Source organism: Mesorhizobium sp. B264B1B, from assembly GCF_020165765.1.
Lineage (GTDB): Bacteria > Pseudomonadota > Alphaproteobacteria > Rhizobiales > Rhizobiaceae > Mesorhizobium.
The window spans coordinates 135,653-156,967 of the sequence record NZ_JAIUIS010000015.1 but is presented as its reverse complement, the minus strand read 5'-3'; the positions used below and the strand labels follow the sequence as shown (position 1 = coordinate 156,967).

Annotated in this window: 16 protein-coding genes and 1 pseudogene; 1 reads left to right on the top strand and 16 read right to left on the bottom strand. The window is 57.8% G+C overall.

From position 1 onward, the window contains the following. Positions 1–71: 71 nt before the first annotated feature. From tnpB to LB547_RS26050, 13 genes and pseudogenes are all read right to left on the bottom strand, one after another. Positions 72–188 (bottom strand): annotated as a pseudogene (tnpB, locus tag LB547_RS32565) (IS66 family insertion sequence element accessory protein TnpB); the annotation flags it as partial. A gap of 621 nt (positions 189–809) precedes the next feature. Continuing rightward, on the bottom strand, positions 810–1,652 hold the full coding sequence (locus LB547_RS26105) for an N-formylglutamate amidohydrolase (RefSeq protein WP_084015730.1): 843 nt from the start codon (positions 1,650–1,652) through the stop codon (positions 810–812). Positions 1,653–1,995: 343 nt separating this feature from the next. Then, the gene (locus tag LB547_RS26100; RefSeq protein ID WP_224702977.1) at positions 1,996–2,946 is read right to left on the bottom strand and encodes a class I SAM-dependent methyltransferase; all 951 of its coding nucleotides are present in this window, start codon (positions 2,944–2,946) and stop codon (positions 1,996–1,998) included. Positions 2,947–4,181: 1,235 nt separating this feature from the next. After that, positions 4,182–5,021, bottom strand: a complete 840-nt coding sequence (locus LB547_RS26095; RefSeq protein WP_064993511.1) for a hypothetical protein — start codon at positions 5,019–5,021, stop codon at positions 4,182–4,184. Further along, the gene (ectB, locus tag LB547_RS26090; protein WP_064993567.1) at positions 5,014–6,270 is read right to left on the bottom strand and encodes a diaminobutyrate--2-oxoglutarate transaminase; all 1,257 of its coding nucleotides are present in this window, start codon (positions 6,268–6,270) and stop codon (positions 5,014–5,016) included. Before ectB ends, LB547_RS26095 begins: the two co-directional genes overlap by 8 nt. A gap of 338 nt (positions 6,271–6,608) precedes the next feature. Further along, the gene (locus LB547_RS26085) at positions 6,609–6,806 is read right to left on the bottom strand and encodes a hypothetical protein (RefSeq protein WP_064993512.1); all 198 of its coding nucleotides are present in this window, start codon (positions 6,804–6,806) and stop codon (positions 6,609–6,611) included. A gap of 119 nt (positions 6,807–6,925) precedes the next feature. Continuing rightward, complete coding sequence (locus LB547_RS26080; protein ID WP_064993513.1) at positions 6,926–7,672, bottom strand: LuxR family transcriptional regulator; 747 nt, start codon at positions 7,670–7,672, stop codon at positions 6,926–6,928. Positions 7,673–8,102: 430 nt separating this feature from the next. After that, the gene (locus LB547_RS26075) at positions 8,103–9,116 is read right to left on the bottom strand and encodes a 1-aminocyclopropane-1-carboxylate deaminase (protein WP_064993514.1); all 1,014 of its coding nucleotides are present in this window, start codon (positions 9,114–9,116) and stop codon (positions 8,103–8,105) included. Between the two features lie 404 nt (positions 9,117–9,520). Then, positions 9,521–9,595 (bottom strand): hypothetical protein, encoded by a 75-nt coding sequence (locus tag LB547_RS26070; protein WP_246676749.1) that lies wholly within the window; start codon positions 9,593–9,595, stop codon positions 9,521–9,523. A gap of 150 nt (positions 9,596–9,745) precedes the next feature. Beyond that, positions 9,746–10,057: a ferredoxin III, nif-specific gene (gene fdxB / locus LB547_RS26065; RefSeq protein ID WP_064993515.1), complete on the bottom strand. Its 312-nt coding sequence runs from the start codon at positions 10,055–10,057 to the stop codon at positions 9,746–9,748. Continuing rightward, a complete protein-coding gene (locus LB547_RS26060) occupies positions 10,054–10,257 on the bottom strand; it encodes a CCE_0567 family metalloprotein (protein ID WP_064993516.1) in 204 nt (67 codons plus the stop codon). The genes fdxB and LB547_RS26060 overlap by 4 nt, the downstream gene beginning before the upstream one ends. Before the next feature lie 759 nt (positions 10,258–11,016). Beyond that, a complete protein-coding gene (locus tag LB547_RS26055) occupies positions 11,017–12,192 on the bottom strand; it encodes a redoxin family protein (protein ID WP_064993568.1) in 1,176 nt (391 codons plus the stop codon). 604 nt (positions 12,193–12,796) lie between these two features. Beyond that, positions 12,797–14,101, bottom strand: a complete 1,305-nt coding sequence (locus tag LB547_RS26050) for a lysine N(6)-hydroxylase/L-ornithine N(5)-oxygenase family protein (RefSeq protein WP_064993517.1) — start codon at positions 14,099–14,101, stop codon at positions 12,797–12,799. Between the two features lie 2,445 nt (positions 14,102–16,546). On the opposite strand from LB547_RS26050, the gene LB547_RS26045 reads away from it, so the two are divergent. Continuing rightward, entirely contained in the window at positions 16,547–18,514 is a 1,968-nt protein-coding gene (locus tag LB547_RS26045; protein WP_064993569.1) for an acyltransferase family protein, read from the top strand. 516 nt (positions 18,515–19,030) lie between these two features. Here the strand turns inward: LB547_RS26045 and LB547_RS26040 are convergent. The 3 genes from LB547_RS26040 to LB547_RS26030 all read right to left on the bottom strand — a co-directional run bounded on the left by LB547_RS26040 (position 19,031) and on the right by LB547_RS26030 (position 21,305). After that, entirely contained in the window at positions 19,031–19,723 is a 693-nt protein-coding gene (locus tag LB547_RS26040; protein WP_224655972.1) for a universal stress protein, read from the bottom strand. A gap of 291 nt (positions 19,724–20,014) precedes the next feature. Beyond that, positions 20,015–20,833: a response regulator transcription factor gene (locus LB547_RS26035; RefSeq protein ID WP_064993520.1), complete on the bottom strand. Its 819-nt coding sequence runs from the start codon at positions 20,831–20,833 to the stop codon at positions 20,015–20,017. Next, complete coding sequence (locus tag LB547_RS26030; RefSeq protein WP_064993521.1) at positions 20,826–21,305, bottom strand: NifX-associated nitrogen fixation protein; 480 nt, start codon at positions 21,303–21,305, stop codon at positions 20,826–20,828. Before LB547_RS26030 ends, LB547_RS26035 begins: the two co-directional genes overlap by 8 nt. Between the last annotated feature and the right edge of the window lie 10 nt (positions 21,306–21,315).

Genomic DNA, 21,315 nt, shown 5'->3' with positions numbered 1-21,315 from the left:
AGGATTCCAGATTTGGCAGACCTCGGCTGGCGCCAGGACGGCTCCGCCACAAAATCTCACCCGATGCATAAGAACGGATCGGCGCCCATCGTCTCGCGCACCAGCGCGGCCAAACCCTCGGCGCCCTTGCGGAAGTCCACTGGCTTCGTCGCGACCATCACCTTGACCGCCCCCGTCGGCCCGATCACGAGGTCCGCCTTCAGCGCGCGGATTACTGCGGCCACCGTCTTGATATCGGCGCCCCGGCCGACGCGCATGACGATGCCGTCGATCTCAAGCTCGATCATACCGGCATCTCGGGTGGCTTGCCGTTTCCGCTGCTTCGGTGAACGGCTGACTACAGGTTCCGCCGCCGCCAACACCGTCGGCACAAAGGCAGGAGAATCTTGCTGCACCGAAGTGGCCTTTTTGCGCGCTTCGCGGCGCCAGGCGAAGACCTGCTGCGGCCTAAGGCGATACCGACGGGCGGCCTAGGAAATGATTGCGTTCGGCTCCAGCGTCTCCGCGATGATCCGCGCCTTGTCATCCACCGACCAGTGACGCCGACCGCCGGCACCGTTGATCACCACCCCTTACTGTGTTCAAGCTCGATGCGCCTTATCGTCAGCGAAGCGGGAGTCGGCCCGAATTCCGCACAGTGGTTAAGGTAACGGGCCCGCTCAGGTTGCAAATCTGCCGAATAGGCCGCTACGCGTTCCACCGGAAACGAGCGTCCGCGCATTTTATTACAACCGACAAGCCCTGATTGCCAATCATCACCACGCGGGGATTTTCATTCCGAGAGTGCTGGCTCGGGCCGTGCGTTCCTTTCAGACAAATTCAGGAGCGATGCGTCTAAGCGCAGCTCTCAGTGCTTCCGCTAACCGATCACCCCATTTGATCTGATCGGCCGGTTCCGTGATCATATCCTGCCTAATTTCCAACTCGATTCCGAGCAGACCTCGATGTTCCGCGTAGACGGGGACTGCATAATCCGACTCATTTTCCAGCGCGTAAGGCTGATTGAAGCCAATGTCGAGATCGCCCGCCATCTTGAATTCTTCGGCCAGCGCGTCTGCCAGGCGGCGATCTTCGTTGAAAAGAAGGCCTAGGTGCCAAGGGCGCGGCGTCGGGTAGTCGGTGTGCCAAGGGGTGAAACTGTGGACGGTCAAGATCACCGTTGGACGTTTCGCGGCAAGACGGGTCCGAACCACATGCTCGATCCTCGCTTGGTAGGGATGAAAGATCTCAGACAGGCGCATGGCAGCAGCCGGTACAGTTAGATCCAGATTCCCCGCGATAGTCGTTCCGTCGGTCATCGTGACAAATGCTGTCGGGTTGTGGGGTGGACGATTGCAGTCAACGATAAGCCGGGAGTAGCGCTGGTAGATCAACTCGGCGTCGAGTCGTTCGGACACCCGTCTACTGACGCCGAGAGCACCGATGTCGTAAGCAATATGACGTATGAGATCGGCTGGAGAGACGCCAAGAGACCCGAGCGACTTAGGGATCAGCCGACCAGCATGATCGCAGAGCAGAAGAAACGGCGATGATCCTGTCGGGCAAACATGCCCAACCGGGTTAGGCTCATCCGGCCCAAGAAGCCCATCCTTCCAACGGTATCCGGGTACATCCTCTAGTTCGATAGGTGCTTGGAGTAGGTGCCGTGGCATTGGCTTCTCAGTTGCGAGGGCAGATCGGTTGCGAGGGCACCAATCGACTCTAAGATCGGCAGGCGATCAAGATGCGCGGCTATGATCAAGGCGATTGACGAGCCCTCTCTTAGATACCATGGCACGACATGCAAGTTCCGGCGCCTCGCCAGAAACCTCGTCTATCGATCGGACTGAGTGAAAGCCAATCGCCTGTTCAGATATCTCGCTGTGTCCGATGTTGATACGTTTCATACTGTTGGGCTAGACAACTCTAATTGAGCGGTAGCAATTCGAGAATTCAAAGCAGATGACACACGGCAGGGTGAAGCAGAAATCGACCTTGGTCGACCCAGTGATAATTTCACACCCGTCGCCCACTGCCGACCAAAGCGTTGCGCGCTATGCGCGCTTCGAAGCCACCGCGAGAGGTTCCCGTCACGGCGAGCCCGAAATACTCATCAAGAAGCGCGAGCACACGCTGCGTATCGTTGCGGAGCTTCTCTAGCCCGTACATCTTCACGACGTATTTGGCCAGCGATTGGAGAACGCTCTCCTCGTCTTCTGCCTGGAAGACGAATGGGTCTGTAATTCGCTGCACAGTCACCTCATCGAACTGCGCAGCAGCGAACAGATCAAGAACCTCGCCCGCGGTGAAATGAGGATAGTCGTGTGGCGTCACCGAATGAGTTGACACTACGTCAGCGAACCAGCGGGCGGTGGCTGAACCCTCTTCGAAGTCATGAAGAACGAAGACGCCACCGGGCCGAAGAATTCGCGCAGCCGCTTGGACAGCGGTGGTGCGTTGAGCGTGCGGGATGTGGTGCGTGCCGTAAGCCATCAGCACACCGTCCACCGACCCGTCTTTAATCCAGAACGGATCGGTCGCGCTTTGCCAGATTGCGAAAAGGCCGTCGCGGATGCAACGGTCCACCATGAACTGAGAGATGTCAGAGTTGATGAACGTCGGGCAGCGCGCCGCACCCAAGATCTGATGGGCTACCTTGCTCACGTAGCCGTCACCGGCGAGAAGATCGCAGATGATCATTGATGAACAAAGTCCGTCGCAACCATTGGGGTGCATCTTGCCCAGAAGATCCATCACACCCTCCGATCGTGCCAGCAGCGACAGTTGGATGCTATCGAGGTAATCCGCCCCACGCCCTTCCGAGGTGAACTCATTGCGCGAGAGATTCGCCAGATTTGTAAGGCAGGCGGATGACTCTCTAGCTATTCCGGGCTCGATCGCCTTGAAGGCCAGCGGGTCGATCTTTTGCAACTGGACGAGGTCCGAATTCAAATTATTGCGAAACATTGTAGTTCTCCCTGGTGATTGTTTGCCAGCGAACAGATCGACAGTTCCCTGCCGGATCTCAGCGATGAAGGGTGGAATGATTTACTTTGCAGACCGCCTCCGTGATATAGCAGCACTGCTCCACGAGCGGAGGCGAACGAGCGTGGCCGAACCCTTTCCGGCCAAAGTCCCCGCATCGAACCAGAAAAAGTTGTCTAAATCAAATGACATAGAATTTTCCTGAACTCGAACTCTCGACAGTCTCTTACACAATTATACGTCACATATTCTGAGTAAACATTATAGCTTACAGCAATCATGCATACCTTTTGCAACGCGATTTTGATGAATGTGAAATAGGGATATGCGCCTGTTCGGTAGTTACCCACCCCTTCTTGCTGCACGGTAGCGCGTCCTCGTTGTCTTTGCCCGGATACGTTTGCCGCAGTATACATATCAAGCGAGAGAGGAATGTTTTCACCGACGAGATATTCAATTGCTGGCGCAAGGATAGTTGGGTCCCTAGTTGAGTGCGCCGGACCCTACAAGGAAATCGAGAAATGGCTTACCGGCCTCGTCCCAGATTGTCGCTCCGAGGGCCTTCGTAAAGACGGTTGGAAACGACCGGCAATAGCGACGAACGTTAGACTCATGAGCTTCGAAAATGTCGATATCAATTAAAGGGCCTCTCTGGTGCGTCTTGCGATCAAAGCTGCAGGTTCTATGTTCACGCATTCCAAACCATTGAGTTGACGATTAGCTACGGCCAATCTCGGACTTAAAGCGAACTTACCATGGTCAGCGACTTGCATTCGCAAAGAGTCTGTAAACTTGTTTGACGAATCTGTTGCAACGCTTGGGATAGCGATACCTTGACAGTCAGTACCCGCCTTTGCGGCAGCGCTATCGGCGGCGTTGTTGGCATGGGCGACTGACATAACCGCACCGGTTTTCCAGCATGACTGCAACCCCGATGTTTGGGTATTTCTCTAGCAAGCTGTTGAAAAGGCACTCGCCACCGGATCGCAGCGGTAATTCACTGGTTCCGAAGGGATTCGGAAGTGACGTGCGCGGCGGCGACGATCGAGCTGGCGAACTGTTTAGCTATGTTGACCTTGAGGCGCGGGTGCGGCGCAATCATCCGTTGCGGGCGATCCGGTGGCGGGCGGGCGTAAGTCGAAGGTCAGCAGCAGTCGACTGCGCATCGACGCTGATAGATGCGCAATCCATCCGCATTAAAGGTCGGTCCTCCAAAGTCAGGTCCACCAGAGAACAAGATCCGGCCGCGCAAACCCGAAAAAGCTGTTCAGCAACAAGCGACGCTTTCCGTTGCCTGGTTGACCGGTAACCCCGTGAACGAAGCCGCCATCGATCAAAGCGATATCCCCGGCCTTGAGCTGGATCTCGCGGCAAGGAACGGCCTCGAGATAGGCTGCCGAGTAGGGATAGCCGGTGGTTTCCACGCCCTGCGACTTTCGGTCGGCAACTGTCGGCTTATGGCTCCAGAGCCTCAGATTGCCGCCTTCCTCGGGCATGCTCGGATAGAAGTTAAATGCTGCGACAGTGTTGTGCGCCACGGAAGAAAGCTCATAACCATTGCCAGCACATAAGACTTGAGCGACGTCGTCGTGGGGGTCCAATGAAAATGCGCCGCTGCCAGACCAGTTGATGGCACGACAAACATTGGCCTGACCGTGTTCTGAACGGGCCAGTCGCAGTTCGATGCCCTGGTTGTGAAGCTCGCGCTTCAATGCGCTGAATATTGCTCGGACCGGGTCAACCAAATTCTTAAACAGGGCCTCGACGTGCGGCCGCGCATTTTCGGCCTCTGCGAAATAGGTGGCTGCATCCTTCCTGTAGTGGGATGCGCCAACATACTGTCCTGGCACTCCATCCTTTCGCTGCTTGAGACCGGTACTGGCACTGAAGTTCGCGCTGATCTCCTCGGCTACTTCAGTGCTGAAAGCCTGCTTGATGTGCAGAGCGGTCGTCTCGCCTTTCAGGACCGAGATGATGTCAGCAGTGCTGATCGAGCCGGTCCGGTGTCTGATCGAAACAGGAGAGATGGCGGGCGGTTGAGGAATCTGATTACGCATTGTCTTGCTCCTGTAGTGCGTGGTCAAGAATGGCGACGCCGTTATCAAGTTCGACATCGGTGATGGTTATCGGCGGGAGGACTTTGATCACGTCGCGATTTGGCCCTGAGGATTCGATAAGCAGGCCATTCTCGAACGCGACATCGTGCACGCTGCCGACCAGGGCCGGTGAACGGAACTTGAGGCCAGCCATCAGACCGCGGCCCCGTTTTTGTTCAATGTATCTGGGAAATTTCGCGACGAGGCGGTCAAGGTGCCCCTGCAGTTTGGCCGCTGTCTGTTCCACGCCTGCAGTAAACCGGCTGTCCGACCACATTTTGGACATGGCCCCTGCCGTCACGAAGGCGAAATTATTGCCTCTGAAGGTCCCGCTATGTTCTCCGGGTTTCCATATGTCCATGTCGGGGCGAATAAGGACAATGGAGAACGGACTCCCTGAACCGCTCAGTGACTTGGAAAGGCACACGATGTCGGGTTCGATTTTGGCGAACTCGAAGGAGAAGAAATCGCCTGTTCGGCCCGCACCCGCCTGGATATCGTCGACGATAAAAACAATGCCATGCTTGCGGCAAATGCGCTGAATTTCTATGAGCCAAGCCGCGGATGCGGCGTTCATGCCCCCTTCTGCCTGGATGGTCTCCAGAATGATTGCGGCTGGCTTTTCTATGCCGCTCCCTGGGTCGCTCAAAACGCAATCAATGTAATTGGCGGAATCGAACGCTTGGCTCGGATAGCCGTCAAATGGGATACGGATCACATCGTGGCGCGCAACGCCTCCCAGCTCTCTGGTGGACGCCGACCCCGAGATCGCTAGCGAGCCGAGCGACATACCGTGGAACGCATTTGTGAATGCCATGACGCTCGAGCGGCCGGTATACTTTCGCGCAAGGGCCAGCGCCGCTTCGTTGGCGTTTGTGCCCGTCGGCCCAGGAAACTGTATCTTGTAGGAAAGCCCCCTGGGTTTCAGGATCGAATCCACAAAGGCTTCAATGAAGTCACGCTTAGCCACCGTATGCATATCAAGCGACAGCACAATGTTCTCACCGATAAGATATTCGATTGCTGGTGCCATAATATTCGGGTTGTTGTGTCCGTAGTTGAGCGCGCCGGAACCCACAAGGAAATCGATGTGAGGCTTGCCGGTCTCGTCCCAGATCGTCGCCCCCAGTGCCTTCGTAAAGACTGTGGGAAAGGCCCGGCAATATCGGCGAACATTGGATTCATGAGCCGTGAACGCGTTGATGTTCATCTTTAGGTCCTCTGCACGGAGATCATTCACGGGGAGAGTGATAAAACTTTCTGCTCGTGGTGAATGTTCTTCATGTCACATTGACACCAGAATCGTCGGATTGACTTTTTTGGGCCGGTACTTCGCGGGAATTCTAATTGGTGTGGCTATCTCTCTTAAAAATACCCCATTATTGCGTTGCTCCAGAGCTGATACCTAGGGTGAATGCGGTGGACAACATATAGATTTTCCGGACAAGCACCGATACTACGGCATCGGGTAGTTGACGGATCAGCCCCATCGCCCCTGCGAGAATTCGGCCGACCAAATCATAGGAGTCGTCCGACCGCTGGAGCACGTCACCACAGGCTGTGGAGCGCGGCGATCGCGAAGCCGCTCGCGAGCGCCCTCAACAGTGCCGCAGCGAGCGGCATTGCGGCGGTCATCCGGTCATCGATGTTCCCCGGCAAAGCTCGGTTGCGGGTCTTAAAGGAATCATCGACGACCGATGGCATGAGGAACCTGCGTGCGCTCTTGGCCGGTCTCTTGCGCGACATGATAGGCCTTCTCGGCGAGCGAGTGATGGATTTGGAGGTTGCGGCAGCCATCGGCGCCGCGTATGACGAGGCTCGAGCTCCACGACAGGCCGCGCACCGAGCTCGCCGAATCTTCCTTTCTATGGTTCGATAATCCCAAGTTCCACAGCTTTCGCAGCAAGTGCCGTTCTGCGGGTCGTGTCCAACTTCCGCATCACGTTTTTCACATGGAAATCAACCGTGTTTTGGGACCGTCCTAATATCGTCCCTATTTCCCCTGACGTTTTTCCTTTCGATATCCAATGAATGCACTCTCTTTCCCTATCAGAGATCTTATAGGCGTGCTCCGATGACCTCTGCGTTCCGAGCTTCGCAACCCTCAGATGAAACTGTACTGCGGCAATTTGCAGATAGGTGATCGCTCTATTTTCCAATTCGCCGTCCGAGGATTTAGCAAAACACATAAGCTTAAAGCTGCCAGCGGGACCATGTAATGGAACGGTAACGCCTGACTTCAAGCCGAACGTCCCCGCCTCGTCCAGGACGCGGCGTTCATTTTCAGTCGTGCTTTCGTGGGTATAAACCTCACTCCACCGGAAGGGCCCTACCCCCTTTCGACCTTTCTTGATGAGCGGGTCTATTTTGGCATAACCCATCTTTAAGTAGCGCTCCTGCCATTCATCAGGGTAATTCCACATCATCGCAGAGTCCGGTCGGGTCGGCTTCAAAACCTTTTGTTCTGGTGCAAGGGGGCCATAGGCTATCCACGGGCAATCGAAATTCAGCGCAAACGCGGACAACAATTCGAACAACTGTTCGGATTCAGCGACATCATTAGTCGTGTCGAGGAATAGGCTTAACTCGGCCGCAATCCGCGAGAATTCCATGATCTCTCCTTCAGTTGCGTTCTCATTGGTGCGAGCTGCTCCAGCCCAGCATCCCAATTGCGTGGTGGAATCTGAGTCCTGGCTCCTCCCCTGTCGACAGAGCTTCAAGAGTCGTGCCAACTTGGGCGCAAAGCTTTTCTTCAGATTGCAATGGGCTGGGTAAGGTACCCAGGAGATGAACCGAACGCACTTTGTCGCGGAGTGAACAGTCGTTGGGTCGCAGAATGGCAGCGGAGCACGAACTCAACGGCCTCGTGTCTCTCGACGGCCAACCGCCCAGGGAGGAATTTGGTCGCGAGCCTCTGCGCGTAACGCTCTGAATTATTTACCAGATCATCGACCGTCCGCGGAATTGGCTCCGGCCTTTCCGGTTCGGCACTGTCGTGGACACGTCCGGCACGGCAGGGCGGCATACGCGAGCTGTCGCCCGTCAGCCGTTACGGAAGGTGTAGCCGTAACCATTGATTGCGGGCGCGCCACCCAGATGGGCGTAAAGGACCCTCGACCCCTCTGGAAAGAAACCTTTCTGGACGAGGTCGATCATCCCTTGCATCGATTTGCCCTCATAGACCGGATCGGTGATCATACCCTCGAGCCGCGCGCACAGACGGATCGCCTCCTTCGTTTCCTCGGACGGAACGCCATAGCGCGGGTACGCGTAGTCCTGGAGCAACACCACGTCAGCCTCGACAAGTTCCGTTTCGAGCTCGACGAGCATCGCTGTACGTTTGGCAATGCTAAGCACCTGCGCCTTGCTCTTTGCTGGAGTGGCGGATGCATCGATACCGATCACGTTGCGCTGTCGACCGTCCTTCGCGAACCCGACGATCATGCCGGCATGCGTTGAACCTGTGACAGTGCTGACCACAATGTAGTCGAAGGCAAAACCAAGCTGTTTCTCCTGGTCGCGCACCTCGTAAGCGAACCCCACATAGCCAAGGCCACCGTATTTGTGGACAGAGGCCCCGGCCGGTATCGCATAAGGTCTGCCGCCCCTTGCCTTGACATCATGGAGCGCTTCTTCCCAACTGTAGCGGATACCTATGTCAAAGCCCTCGTCGACCAGGCGCACCTCTGCGCCCAAGATGCGGCTCAAAAGAATGTTGCCGACCCGGTCGTAGACGACATCGTCATGTGGAACCCAGCTCTCCTGAACCAGAAGACATTTCATGCCGATCTTGGCCGCGACCGCTGCGACCATCCGGGTGTGGTTGGACTGCACGCCCCCGACGGTGACCAGCGTATCAGCATCTGACGCGATCGCATCGGGAACGATGTATTCGAGCTTGCGCAGCTTGCTTCCACCGAACGCGAGACCTGAGTTGCAGTCCTCGCGTTTGGCGTAGATCTCTACCTTGCCGCCCAGATGTTTGCCGAGGCGGTCGAGCTTCTCGATCGGCGTTGGGCCAAAGGTGAGCGGATAGCGTGGGAACTTTTTCAGCATGTTTTCTCCAGCAGAGGTATTCAAGCTGAACTATCTCCAGCCTAGGTCATGGGCGTTCGTGCTGAGCCAGCTATGTTCTGGAACGTTGTAGAAGTGACTCACATCATCGCCGGCGTCTCCGTTCGATCGACCGGTGCCGGCGTGCTGCGAGCCTCCTATGTGCGTGGCGAACGCAAACAGCTTCACCGAGCATGTTGCCACCCCTGGCCAGTTCCGGCCCACCTGTATTCTTGTCCTATCAATTCGATGTCTCTTGTTGGGCGTGAACGTGAGTTCCGCTCTGTCACTACGCCTCAACACAGCGTCAACACACAGCGCAGTCAGAACGAGCTGAGATACATCTGAACATTCATTCCTCAACTCGTCATCTTGTGGCGGCTGGTTCGAACTGCGTTGGCCTACCCTTACCTCTGCTCGACAAGCACACTGGACCGCCAGAGCAGAAAGAGCACGCTGCCGAAATAATCCCTCTGGAGCAGTAGCGAACAGGCCAGCGTAGCGACGACGGCTAGACGGATCGCGTGCTAAGCGAAGAGAACGGACACAGCGTTGCCGCTCCAACCACCGCCGCGAGTCGACTAAAGATGATGAGGTCCAAAGTCGTTCTCCTATCCCGTCATTGATGCTGCTCATGCTGCAATCTGGTCGGCCGCGACATGCGTCTGGCAGTTCTTTGGGCAGACACGGCCACAGGCTCCGCAGCCAATGCAGCGGCCGGCATGGTCCACTACCATGACCATACGATTGAGCTCACCGTCGAAGTCGTCGTCTTCCCCGTCGCAGATGCCGAGGATTTCACCCGCGTCATCCACGCCGTGAAGATGCATGACCTCGCGCGAGCAGACCTTGAAACAGCGACCGCAGCCGATACAGATTTTCTCGTCTATAGCGGCCAGATATTCCGGCACCCATTTGGAGCCGTCGCGGGTGATGCTCGTCATCGTAAGGTCCTCATTTTGGCGAGCTCTCTCCGGGCACTATTCAACTCGGCATAAACAGCGTGCGCTGTCTCGGCGACTTCCGCTATCTCAGTCCATTTGTTCGGGAGGCCCTCGGCAAGGTCGCGCAAGTTCGTCTTGGCAATCGCCGCGCGCAGTTGCAGCTTTCGGACTTTCTTCAACATCTCATCCAGATTTGACATGAGCCTTCCTCGAAAATTCGGTTTCATCCTCGCAACGTCGGACAGGCAATGACCGCAGTCGCATCGTCGCCCAGTTTCGTACCGGTGCGGGCAAGTTTCCGGAAAGTCTCGAAGACGACGCGGTGGACGTCTCAAACGATTAACTGCCCGCCCGTGAAAACCCCGAAACCCCGATCGATTTCATCATTGTTGGCGATGTGGTCACGCAAGAGCGCTCCTCGATCACAATCCCCGCTGCTGTGTGAAATATGTCGAGCCTACACAGCAGAATCGCCAATGATCGGGATCTGAAGGACGCAGTTTTTCGTGATGATGAAGCCGACCAGCAGCTCGGTCATTTGCCCTGGCATCGCCTGTCCTGAGCTCGGATCAGCGCCAGGAGCCGTTCGATGGTCGACGGGCAGGATCAAGCGCGGTGTGAGACATATCGTTTCCTCAATTCAGTGTCGTCTCAGAGGGCGAGCTCTGCGTTCGGCTGCGCCAACTTCGGGCCCGCTTACGCGGCCGCCCCCCGGCTTGGCCGGGCCGGGTTCCAGGTAATGCTGTGCTTGGGCCGACCTTGAACATGTCCTGGACTGTGACGTCCTCCGCGATAGCTTAAATTCTCGTCGAACATCGCGTCCGCGGCGAACCGTCTCTGGAGGTCGTTGACGCCCCAGCCTTGACCTACAGCAACGATCCCCTCGGTGCTGCATGGGCATACTTGCTGCGAGCGGGCTGCATGCATTGGGCGAATTGACCAGGGTTCGATTCCACTTGTCATGCCTTTTGCAATCTCTGCTCATGAGGCCACTCCGCTTTAGTGTTCAGGAGCCTTGATTGCGGTGCCACACAGAAGTCCCCGCAACAGACGTTCTCACCCGTGTAGTCGGCCAGGGCTTGAAGCAAGGGGCTATGGTGTGTCTGTTTGATGTGATCAGGCATTGGCTCCGGAATATCCAGCGATTTCAGTGCCGCTTCGATCAACTCGATCGCGCGAGCGTTGTTGCCGCTCTCGTGGTAATACTGAGCTACCGGGAGGTAGCAACGGAATTTAAGGCGCCCGTCGCCATCCGGGGGATTCAGTGTCAGGATTTGTTCCGAGAGCGTGTTGCCTATCGCAAAGCGCTCAGCACGGGGAAGATGGGAGTTGTCTATCGCGGGATCGAAGAGCTGATTCAGGGCCATGACCATCCAAGACACGGCCTCGTTTTTTTTGTTGATCGCGTCCTCGACTAACTGGCGCATGACTGGCAAGCCGCTCTGCATGTCCCGCAGCTTGTGAAGCAGAAGATTCGCTTGAGTTTGCCGAAACCCGATATAGTCCGGCATCAATGCCAGGCCTTCTTCAACTGCCGAGAGTGCGGCCGGCCAATCCTCGGCCTGTGTGGCGGGCTTAAGTTTGGCGTATATCGGTTTGGTCCGGGCCCGTTCGCGCGCTGTGCGTTGGCTAGTAGCGAACCGCCTTATGTCGGCGGCCCTCGCTTCATTGCTGCTGCGCCAGCTGCCGTTCAGAACTTTGGGTAAAACCTCATCGAGTTCCGCCGGGTGTCCGATGAAAGCGATGCGGCCGTTGCCATCAACCAGGAACGACTCAGGGATTCCGGGAGAAGAACTCGCCTGCATCCATAGTCTGTTCATTTCACCGGTAAAATCGAACGCAATCCGGTAATTCAGATTCAGGAACCTCTCGGTCAGCCACGCATCCAACTTGGTCCGCGCCTCGTCTGCGGTTGGAGCCTGTTCGCTAGTTGCGATTCCGACGACCTCGAATCCACTGTCTTGATATTCCTCTTGCAGCTGCATCAGATTGGGTATAGCCGCCACACAAGGTCCGCACCAAGTCGCCCAAAATTCGACCAGACAGACCTTGCCGGGCTGAAAGTTCGTGATGGGTTCGCCACGCAGCCAAGTGTCCACTTTGATTGGCGGAGCGGGGGACTCAATACGCAACACCGTTTCGTTCTCCAAATTCCCACACCTTTCCTGGCGCTTATGGGTTAGCTGGTCGTTCTCTCTCTCAAGAGCGGAACACACGAGTTGGCAGGCAACCAATCCGGCTTGCGTGTTCTCATGCGGTCAGCCCTCACGAGTATTGCCGCAAAGGCCGTGCCAGCACGCTTAGTGCCCGTTAACTCCATGGTTACCCCTTTGAAACCTCATAGGCCCAGTTGGCCAGCTGTCTTCGACCCGACAAGTTTCTGCCGGCTGTAAGTTTTTGGACACCGCAACCACTCCTGCGTAAGAAACCGAACAGCTTGGCTCTCTTCTGCGGTCAAATGGCTCGGCTCCTCCAGCAGCAGCATTTCGGCGCCGTTCGAAAGGGCGGGGCTAGCTCCGCGACTGGCTCCCGCGTGCAACGACTGAGTGCCGCCCGGTTACGGTTGAGCTTTTCTGCTAAAGCCGTTGTCGATGAGGCCCAGCGTCGAGTGCGAGCTGCCGACGGACAGCGCGAATGCTGCTTCGCGGGGACACGGATGCCGCATCCACCCCGCTCTTCGCTGCAGCGAAGGCGGACAGCATTCCTCGGCCCCTCCCGCTGGTGATCAGTAGCCGTAGGTCATATCCCGCTGCCCATTTCTTCCGCCACGGGGTGCGGCCAGTTGTCGACGGGGGCAGGTCTGATGAAGCCGGCATGCTCGCGGTTCGCCTGCGGCACGCGTCCCAGAAGGCTGTCGAGGATGCGACGCGCTCGCCAGGCCAGCAGGCCTAGATTTGGATCAGCCAGCCCGCGCTGCCCGAGGGTCGCGCTCTGTACGAAGATGCGCCTTTCAGGCGGTCCGTCCCAGCACACGGAAAAATCTTCGCGGATAGCCAATTCGTTGTCGCTCTTTTCCAGCCGGCAGGCCATCGGCTCCAAGAAGTCTGGCAACGCGTTCTCGTAACCGGTGGCCAGGATGACGATGTCGGCCGTGACTTCTTCGAGCTCACTCCTGCCGCGGCGCAGGGTCAGCCTGTGACCCGCGCCGGCGTTGACGCAGTGCGAGACGGTGCAGCCCGGCCGCAGTGTGATTTCGCAGTGGCTTGGCTCCAAAAACGCGTGCCGGTATAGCGCTTGATAAATCGCGCTCAACGTCTCTTCCGAAATGCCGTCGGAAGCAAGCACGAAACGCCTCAGGTACAGTTTGCGCTGCGACTCGCTCATTGCCGCCAAGCGATCCGAAGAGCACGCTATGAACAACTCGTTTGTAAACGGGCTGTTGTCGATGGGCTGATAGTTTTCGCCCTCCGAGACCCAAGTGATCGATCGAGGCCGCCGCTCTTTTGGCAGGCCGACGAGGTGTAATAGCACCTCCGCTCCCAACTGGCCTCCACCAACCACGCAAACGTCCTTTTTCCAATCCTCAGGATGGATGCGCGGTAAATCCGATAAGTGGAACAGGTTGCGCCCGGTCCAGCCCTGAAACTGAGACGGAATCCGCGGCTGCTTGCCGATGCCGATCACGAGGTCTCTGGCGCCACGAACTGCGTCGTCCGTCCACACCCGAAATTCGCCCTCGAAGCGGATTTCGCGCACAGTCTCGCCGCCGCAGACAAGCGGGTTCCGGTGGAAGGCCCAGTTCAGGTATTGCTCAAACTCAGCTCTGAGCACGGCCTCGAACTGTGCGTTCAGGAAGTGGAATAGACGCCCGTTCTCGTATAGATAGTTTGCGAAAGTGTAGGCTGATCGCGGGTTCACCAGCGTGACCAGATCCTTGAGGTGGTTGACCTGGGGTTCCGGCGAATCCAATGCGCTGCCGGGGTGCCACCGGAAGTCGACCTGCCGATCCAAGAACAGTGCCCCTCGACCGATCTGCTCGTGTATCTGACACGCAAGGCTGAGATTAGGCGGTCCAGCACCCACCCCAATGCAAGAGATGTCCACTTGTCCTGCTCCTATAGATGTTTCCCAAACACGCGATGCTCGCGGCGAACATCGGCCATGGTCATTCGGCTTCCGCACTACGCGGCCATTCTCGACGCCGGTGCGGCTGGATTCGCTAGCGTTTGTCCCCGCGTTCGTGTGGTCGGCTGTGTGAGGCCCAGGGATCCAGCCAAGTGATGAGATCGACACTCATGTCGGGACGTGGGGGCCGTGCGCGGGATCGACGTTTCCACCCGCTTCGATGATAGCGTCTCGCTCAGCGGATGCTTACCGACCTTATTCGGCGTGTGAAGCGGGCGCAGTCGCTCGCCTCCAAGGTGATGCGCCCACTTCTGACCGGTTGTGGATCAGCCGAAGCGCGGTCCCAGTGCGGCAACAGCATTCTTCAGTGACCCTGACCATAGGAGGACATCCTTCTGATGTGTTCAGAAGATTCCCTGCATCGAACGTGCCAGAAGGAAAATTGATCAAAACAACTGGCAGCAGGTTTGTGATCGTGTCGGCTATCCGACGTTGAGGTGGGAAACCTTGCACCGGCGGCAGATTTGTCCCGGTGCTCTTACCGGTAAGCTAACAGGGTAGCTCCGATCCCGAATAAATGTTCGCTTAGCCTGATCATGGCAGGACGTGCGCTGATGTGTTCGGAATGTTCCCTCAATCGACGTGCCAGGAGGAAACTTTGATGGAACCAACTGACAGCGGGTTTGTGATCGTGTCGAGTATCCGACGTTGAACGGCAGGCCTTGAAGGTTTGCACTTTGTCGCCCTTCGGAACAGCACCAGCTTGACCAACTCTAGCGTTTTTTTCAGATGGGCGCCGTCCGGGGAATCCGGTAATGTCTCATGTGTCATGCGACGTGGATCTCTCCCATGATGATCTGATAGGCATAGCATTCTTACGTCGCATGACGCTCCCATTAGCACTCGACTAAGGTGCGCGCGGCAGCTTCTTCGCGCGCCAGCACAAGCTCCCTTCGTCGAGGTCAATGCCGATGACGTGGGCCATTCGTCCGACCGCTGCGCTCGAGCTTACATCTCCGCCGGCGCAGCCGCCGTCGATTACGGTGGAAGCCGACAGCGGCTCGAGGCGATCAGCAGCGATTGCGTTGAAGACGCCAGCACACGCCAAATCGCGGCAAGGAGCGCGCGGCCACCAGGTCGGAACGTTGTTCCTGGCCAGACAATCCTCGTCGCGCGATTGGTTCAGTAAGGTATCGTCATCGAGATAGCGGCTGCAGTTCGTTCATGCATCTCATACGCCAAGACCGCTTTGCACCCTCGGGTCCAACCCACGATCCGGCTTCGGCGACATCCATTGCGCCCTTAAGTCCGCAGCGAAGCGTGGCGGCATACCGTTTGAGATAGCTCACCTTCGCCGAAAATCCGTCCGGAGTGTTGAGAAGCTCGCGCACGGCATCGGATTTGGAGGAATGCAGATCGTCTGCCGGTCGCGCCGAACGGGTCCGCCGGTCGCGAGCACAAATGATCAGGCTCGTGACGCTGCGGGATGGATCCAGGAAGCGAGCGACGAAATTGAGTGATGAACCCTAGGCATCAGAAGGAGGACGCCGCTCCACCTTCCGCCTTGCGCATGACCTGGAGAGATTTCCGGTGGGCGTCGCCTCCCGAGCAACGCTTTTTCATGTCCGTTACTCTCCGTAAAATAGATTGTTTCGATGGAGCCCATCTACGATGTGAATGCGTGCGCCTCGCATGCGATCAACAACCGAACCCCAGAGCTCCATAACGAATGCCTGCGCAACTCGCCTGCAAACTCGACGCCCGATCTACTTATGAGAAACCGTACGATCGGCGATGCCGATCATCCCAATCGGAACTGCCCCACGTGGCACGGGCGAGCCAGTCGATTGAGAGATGACTGGCCTGCTTTGCAGCTGCGGTAGGTGGCCAATCCGGCAGCGTGCTGTTTCTGACTGGCCGTCCAGCCGCGCTTATAGGTTTCGTCTGTTCAACGGCCGCGCGGCAATCGCCGATCGACATCACGGGCGCGGTGAAGGTGGATACTGCGCACATGCGCTAGGTGGGCACAAGGACCGCGGAAGAGATGAACAAGAGCCACACCAATTCAAGTCGAGCTGACGCAAGGCAGCAGCTGATCGATCCGACTGACGATCTCAAGCTCATGTAGCGCGCTGGAGTGGCGGTCTTTGCCTCGGCGCCCGTACCATCGGCGCACCACTGCGCACGCTGACAAGCCGGAGTGGCCGGTGACCGGACGGGTTCGCCTTCTAGTGAAAAACCGTCTTTCACTTTGATCGAGCGGGATTCTGCGTTGCGCGATTTGTGTCCGGTCTGGTTCGGTTCTTAGTCGCACGCGATGGCCCGCATTCATACGGTAGATGCACTTCATCGAAACTATCGATTTTACGATGCGTAACGACCATGAAAAACGCTGCTCGGAACCTTCTGAGGACGATCAGCTGCATGAAGTACCGAGCGGATATCAGCGGTCTGCGGGCCGTCGCCGTTGTTCCGGTTGTCCTGTATCACGCTGGTTTTTCAGCGGTCAGCGGCGGGTTCGTTGGGGTCGACGTCTTCTTTGTGATCTCCGGCTTCCTGATAACGTCTGACATCATCGAGCGCACCGACAGGGGCGAATTCTCGCTGCTGGACTTCTATCACCGCCGGGTCCGACGGATTTTTCCTGCCCTGTTCGCGATGCTGGCCGCATGTTTTGCGATGGGGTGGTTTGTGCTGCCGCCGGGTGAGTTCATCGGCTTCGGCAACAGCGCCATTGCCGCTGCGATTTCCGCCAGCAACTTCTTTTTTTACGTCAACACCAACTATTTCACTGAAGCCGCGACCTCGCTCCCTCTCCTGCACACATGGTCGCTGGCCGTCGAGGAGCAGTTTTATTTCCTTTGGCCTCTGGTGGTCATACTCATGATGCGATGGCTGAGACCGTGGGCGGCAGTCATCGTCGCGGCGCTGGGCATCATCTCCATCACCGCCGCTCAGCACTGGCTTCAGAGCGATCCGCCCTTTGTATTCTACATGCTTCCGACACGCGCTTGGGAACTGCTCACGGGCGGGCTGATCGCGCTGCCTGCTGCTAAGGCAATGAGGCCAACCCGAACGATTGCGGAACTCCTCGCTGCCTCAGGTCTGGCGCTCATCACCGCTTCACTCTTCCTGCTCAATCAGGATACGCCATTTCCCGGCCTATACGCGCTTGCTCCTTGCATTGGAGCGGCGCTCATCATCGCGGCCGGCTTTCACCGCGACACGATGGTTTCGAAAGCGCTGTCGATCAAGCCTGCCGCCTTCATCGGGCTCACATCCTACTCGCTTTACCTCTGGCACTGGCCGTTGCTGGTCTTTGCAGGCATCTATCGGAATCGCGAATTGTTCGTCTCTGAACGTGTCGCGGTCGTACTCGCCGCACTGCTCGCGTCAGCACTCTCCTGGCGCTTTGTCGAGCGCCCGTTTCGCCGGAGGGCCACAGGCTGGAAGTGGATGGTACCGACCGCCGGCACAATGGCCGGCGTCTGCTGTCTATCCCTGGCTATCATCTACAGCTCCGGCTTCCCAAGCCGGGGTCCTGACGACGGTCCTTCTGTTCAAGCGCTCAGAGCGGAAAGAGCCAAGTTCGAATCCTCTTCCTGCCTCCAGCGTGGCGGGCTCATTCCCAAGACGGGCGAATGCATCCTCGGCTTCGGCAATATCGCTCCGAGGGTCGTTTTGTGGGGCGATTCTCAGGCTGCCCATCTTGCCTCTGCTTTAGACGAGGCGGCCCGGACGACAGGCGTGCGCGTCAGACAGATCACAAAGGCGGGGTGCGCTCCTTTTCCCGACATGACGATGCTTCCCGCCAGTCCCTTGAGAGCGGATTGCCCGGCCTTCAATGCGTCCGCGCTCCAATCGGTGCTTGCCGATCCCAACATCACACTCGTGATCCTGGCAGGCCGCTGGAACGCCTACTCGGGGCGTGGAGGCAGCTTCCTCTCGACAGACGGAAGCTGGCCTTCGCAGGAGACTTCCAATGCCAACTTCACGTCCGCGATAGAACAGACCGCTGCCTCACTGGCGGCCCATGGCATCAAGACCGCCGTGGTTGGACCCACGCCGGAACCATCCATCGATGTGCTGACTTGCCTCGTCCGTGCCGACTTCATGAAGGGCGACGCGCCGTGCTCTACCATGCCGGCCGAGATGTCCTGGCAGAACAATCGAATGCTCGCGGATCTGCTGCCGCGAACCGTACAGTTCATTCCCATAGTCCCAGCTCTGTGTGGGCAGCAAAACTGCCCGCTGAGATCAGGTGAAGACGTCTTCTACCTTGACGCGATCCACCTTTCGCCGGCGAGCCGGCATATCCTTGCCCCTATTTTCGCCAAGCTCATCTCTTCGTCAGCCATGAATTCGGCTAAGGCAGGCTTTCCGGGGCAGTGAGGATCGCACACTGCTTCCGTCCGGCGCCAGCTAAAGGTCATCACGAGCTGCGGCGAAAGCCCTACCTTAAGTTGCCTGAGGGCACTCGTCTTGAGTTATATGAAGCTGCAATTGCCCTCGACATGGGGCAGCCGGGAACAATGGCAGCCTATGCCTGGCGCTGCAAAGAGCATTGCCTTGAGCGAACGGCTGTGCTGGCCGCAGCAATAGGTCCTAACTCGTCTACCAAGCTAACGACTGTCTTTCTCAACTGAATTAAGCCAAGCTACCTTTCTCGTCTTGGGCCAATCTGCCGCGGCCGTGCTTCGATGAGCTCGAGCAGCGCCGCTGCACGGCCTTTGGGGCCGTCTCGGGCGAGAGTTCGACAAGCAACTCAAGACCGGAGCATTTTGTTCGGTCAGGCCTCGTGCACTGCCTCGAGGAGCTTCGCGCCGCCGCGATCTTTTTCCCGATATCTGAATAGTTCGCCCAAGTGAACTAAAGCTTCGAGCGGCATCGGTGCAACTCCCGAGCCGGTCAGCGCGCCAAAAACAGCGGCAATGTCGGCTTGTCAACAATCCATTTCGTTGCGCCGCCGAAGAGCCGCTCACGCAGGCGACGGCTGCCATAAGCGCCCATGACTATCATGTCGGCAGATGTATCGATTGCGTGCTGCGCAAGCACCTTGGCCGCCGATTTGCCAGCACTTGGCAACAGGTCAACCGACACCCGAGCACCGTGGCGCGTGAGATAGGCAGCAATATCGGCTCCAGGTTTCGCGCCGTACCCTTTGTGGTTCGCCTTCGGACCCACCAGGACAACACGAACTTCCTCAGCAGCGCATAGGAGACCCAGCGCTTCCCGAACGGCACGGGATGCCTCGAGTCGCGAATCCCAACCGACCAGGACGCGCCTTGGCCACAGGGTCGCCTCAGCGCGCTTGGGCACAATAAGCACCGGTTTTCCCGTATCAAATAAGCTGCCGTTGATGACGACAGGTCCGACAACACTGTCGTTGAGAAGTGCGGGGCCGACAATGGTCAGGTCGGCGCAGAGTGCCCGCTGTCGCACCACCTCCCCCACGCCAGTCAAATTGCAATAATCCGTATCGACATCATAGGAAAGGCACATTGCCCTCAGCAGTTCCTGGATCTTCTCGGAGCGTCTTTCCAGTCTGGGCACGTCCAGTGTAAATCTGTCTTGCCGAAACTGATTGTTCAATGTGGCCATTGCCTGTCCACGCCCCGTGGGCCACTCGGGGACACCATCTCTCATCGGCCGATATGACAAAACGAGCATCAGAGCCGGTATTATCCGTACGGAAAGATGCGCACCGACTTCAGCACACAAGCCGGCAGCAGTTTCGACGTCATGATCGGAATGGTCTGCGTCCGTCACACAGAGTACGCTTTTAAAACCCATTTGCCTGCTTCTTCCTGAGTATCTCGTTTAGTCTAGCGGCAGGCCGCAACACCGACTCACAGCGCGAGGGAAAGGGAGTGGCACTACACCTCAACTGATTCAGCCGTCCGGCATCTGGAGCGAGTAGCCGGCCGACCTGACAGTGAGAATGCCGCCGCCGGGCCAAGCCTTCTTGAGGGCTGTTCTGATCCGGCTGACATGGACATCGACGGTGCGTGGTTCGACATGGATGTTTTTCTCCCAAGCCGTGCCGATAAGCTCCTTCCGGCTGAAGACCTTGCCGGGAGCCTCCATCATAAGCAGCAGCACGTTGAACTCGATGACTCCGAGGTGAATGTCGTGGCCATTGCCGCGAATCCGGCGGGCATCCACCTTCATCTCGAGGTCACCAAAGGTGAGCCAGCCGCCGTTTTCAACGCCATGTGCGCCCCGCTTCGGCAGCGCCAGCCTCGCCCGTAGAAAGTCGAGCAGGTTGGCCGGGACGATCGGCCGCACAAATCTCTCGTCAATGCGAGCCTTGAGGAGATCGAGGTGCTGGTCCTCGGCACCCGGCGCGATCAGGGCAATAACGGTAAGGTCGGCGGTCCGGGGCTCCCCCTTGAGCCGGGCGCAGATTGGGGCCCCGGTTATGCTCGCCGGACCGCAGTCCAGCACGACGGCCTGGAATTCGCGTTCGTCGGCCAATGCAAGCACTTCCTTGGCGCTCCTTACCGGCTCAGTGGCGAAGCCGTCCACCTCCAGTATGTGGCTGAGCAACAGATAAAGCTCGGCATCTTGCGAACAGATCAGGATGAGTGGCTTCATCGGTGTTACTTCAGGAGCTTGATCCGCCTGGACGGCGTCGGCTGCGACGGTTGGCCATCGCGGCTGCTGAAGATTGTCATGGCCCCTGGGCTCGAAACCTGCTTCATCACGCACGCGCCACCTCGGGATAGGTTTCGATGGCTGCGATTGCGTCGCTGACCAGCTTCGTGCCGGCCCCGGCGAGCTTCCGCAACGTCTCGAAGCCGAACCGGTGGACGTCGCGCAGCGTCTTCGACAGAGCGACCAGCCGCCCAGTCGTGAAAAGCACGCGCCCAAAGCCTTCACGGCTCAGCTCCATGATCGGCGATGCCATCAGGCCGCAGCGCTCCTCGATCGCAAGCCCAATGGCGGTGTAGAACATATCTAGCCTCCACAGGACGTCCGGGTCGGGATCGCCTATGATCGGGATCGCACGGCGCTGTTGCTTGGTGATGATGAAGGCGGCCAGCAGTTCGCGGTCCGCTTTGCCTTCCCACGCGCCGTAGGAGTCCTGAGCACGTATTAGCCGCACGAGGCATTTGAGAAACGGGCTGGCAAGCGCCACCTCGTCCTCATCGACAGCAAGGCTAAGGGCAGGGTCGAACATTTCGCCTCCT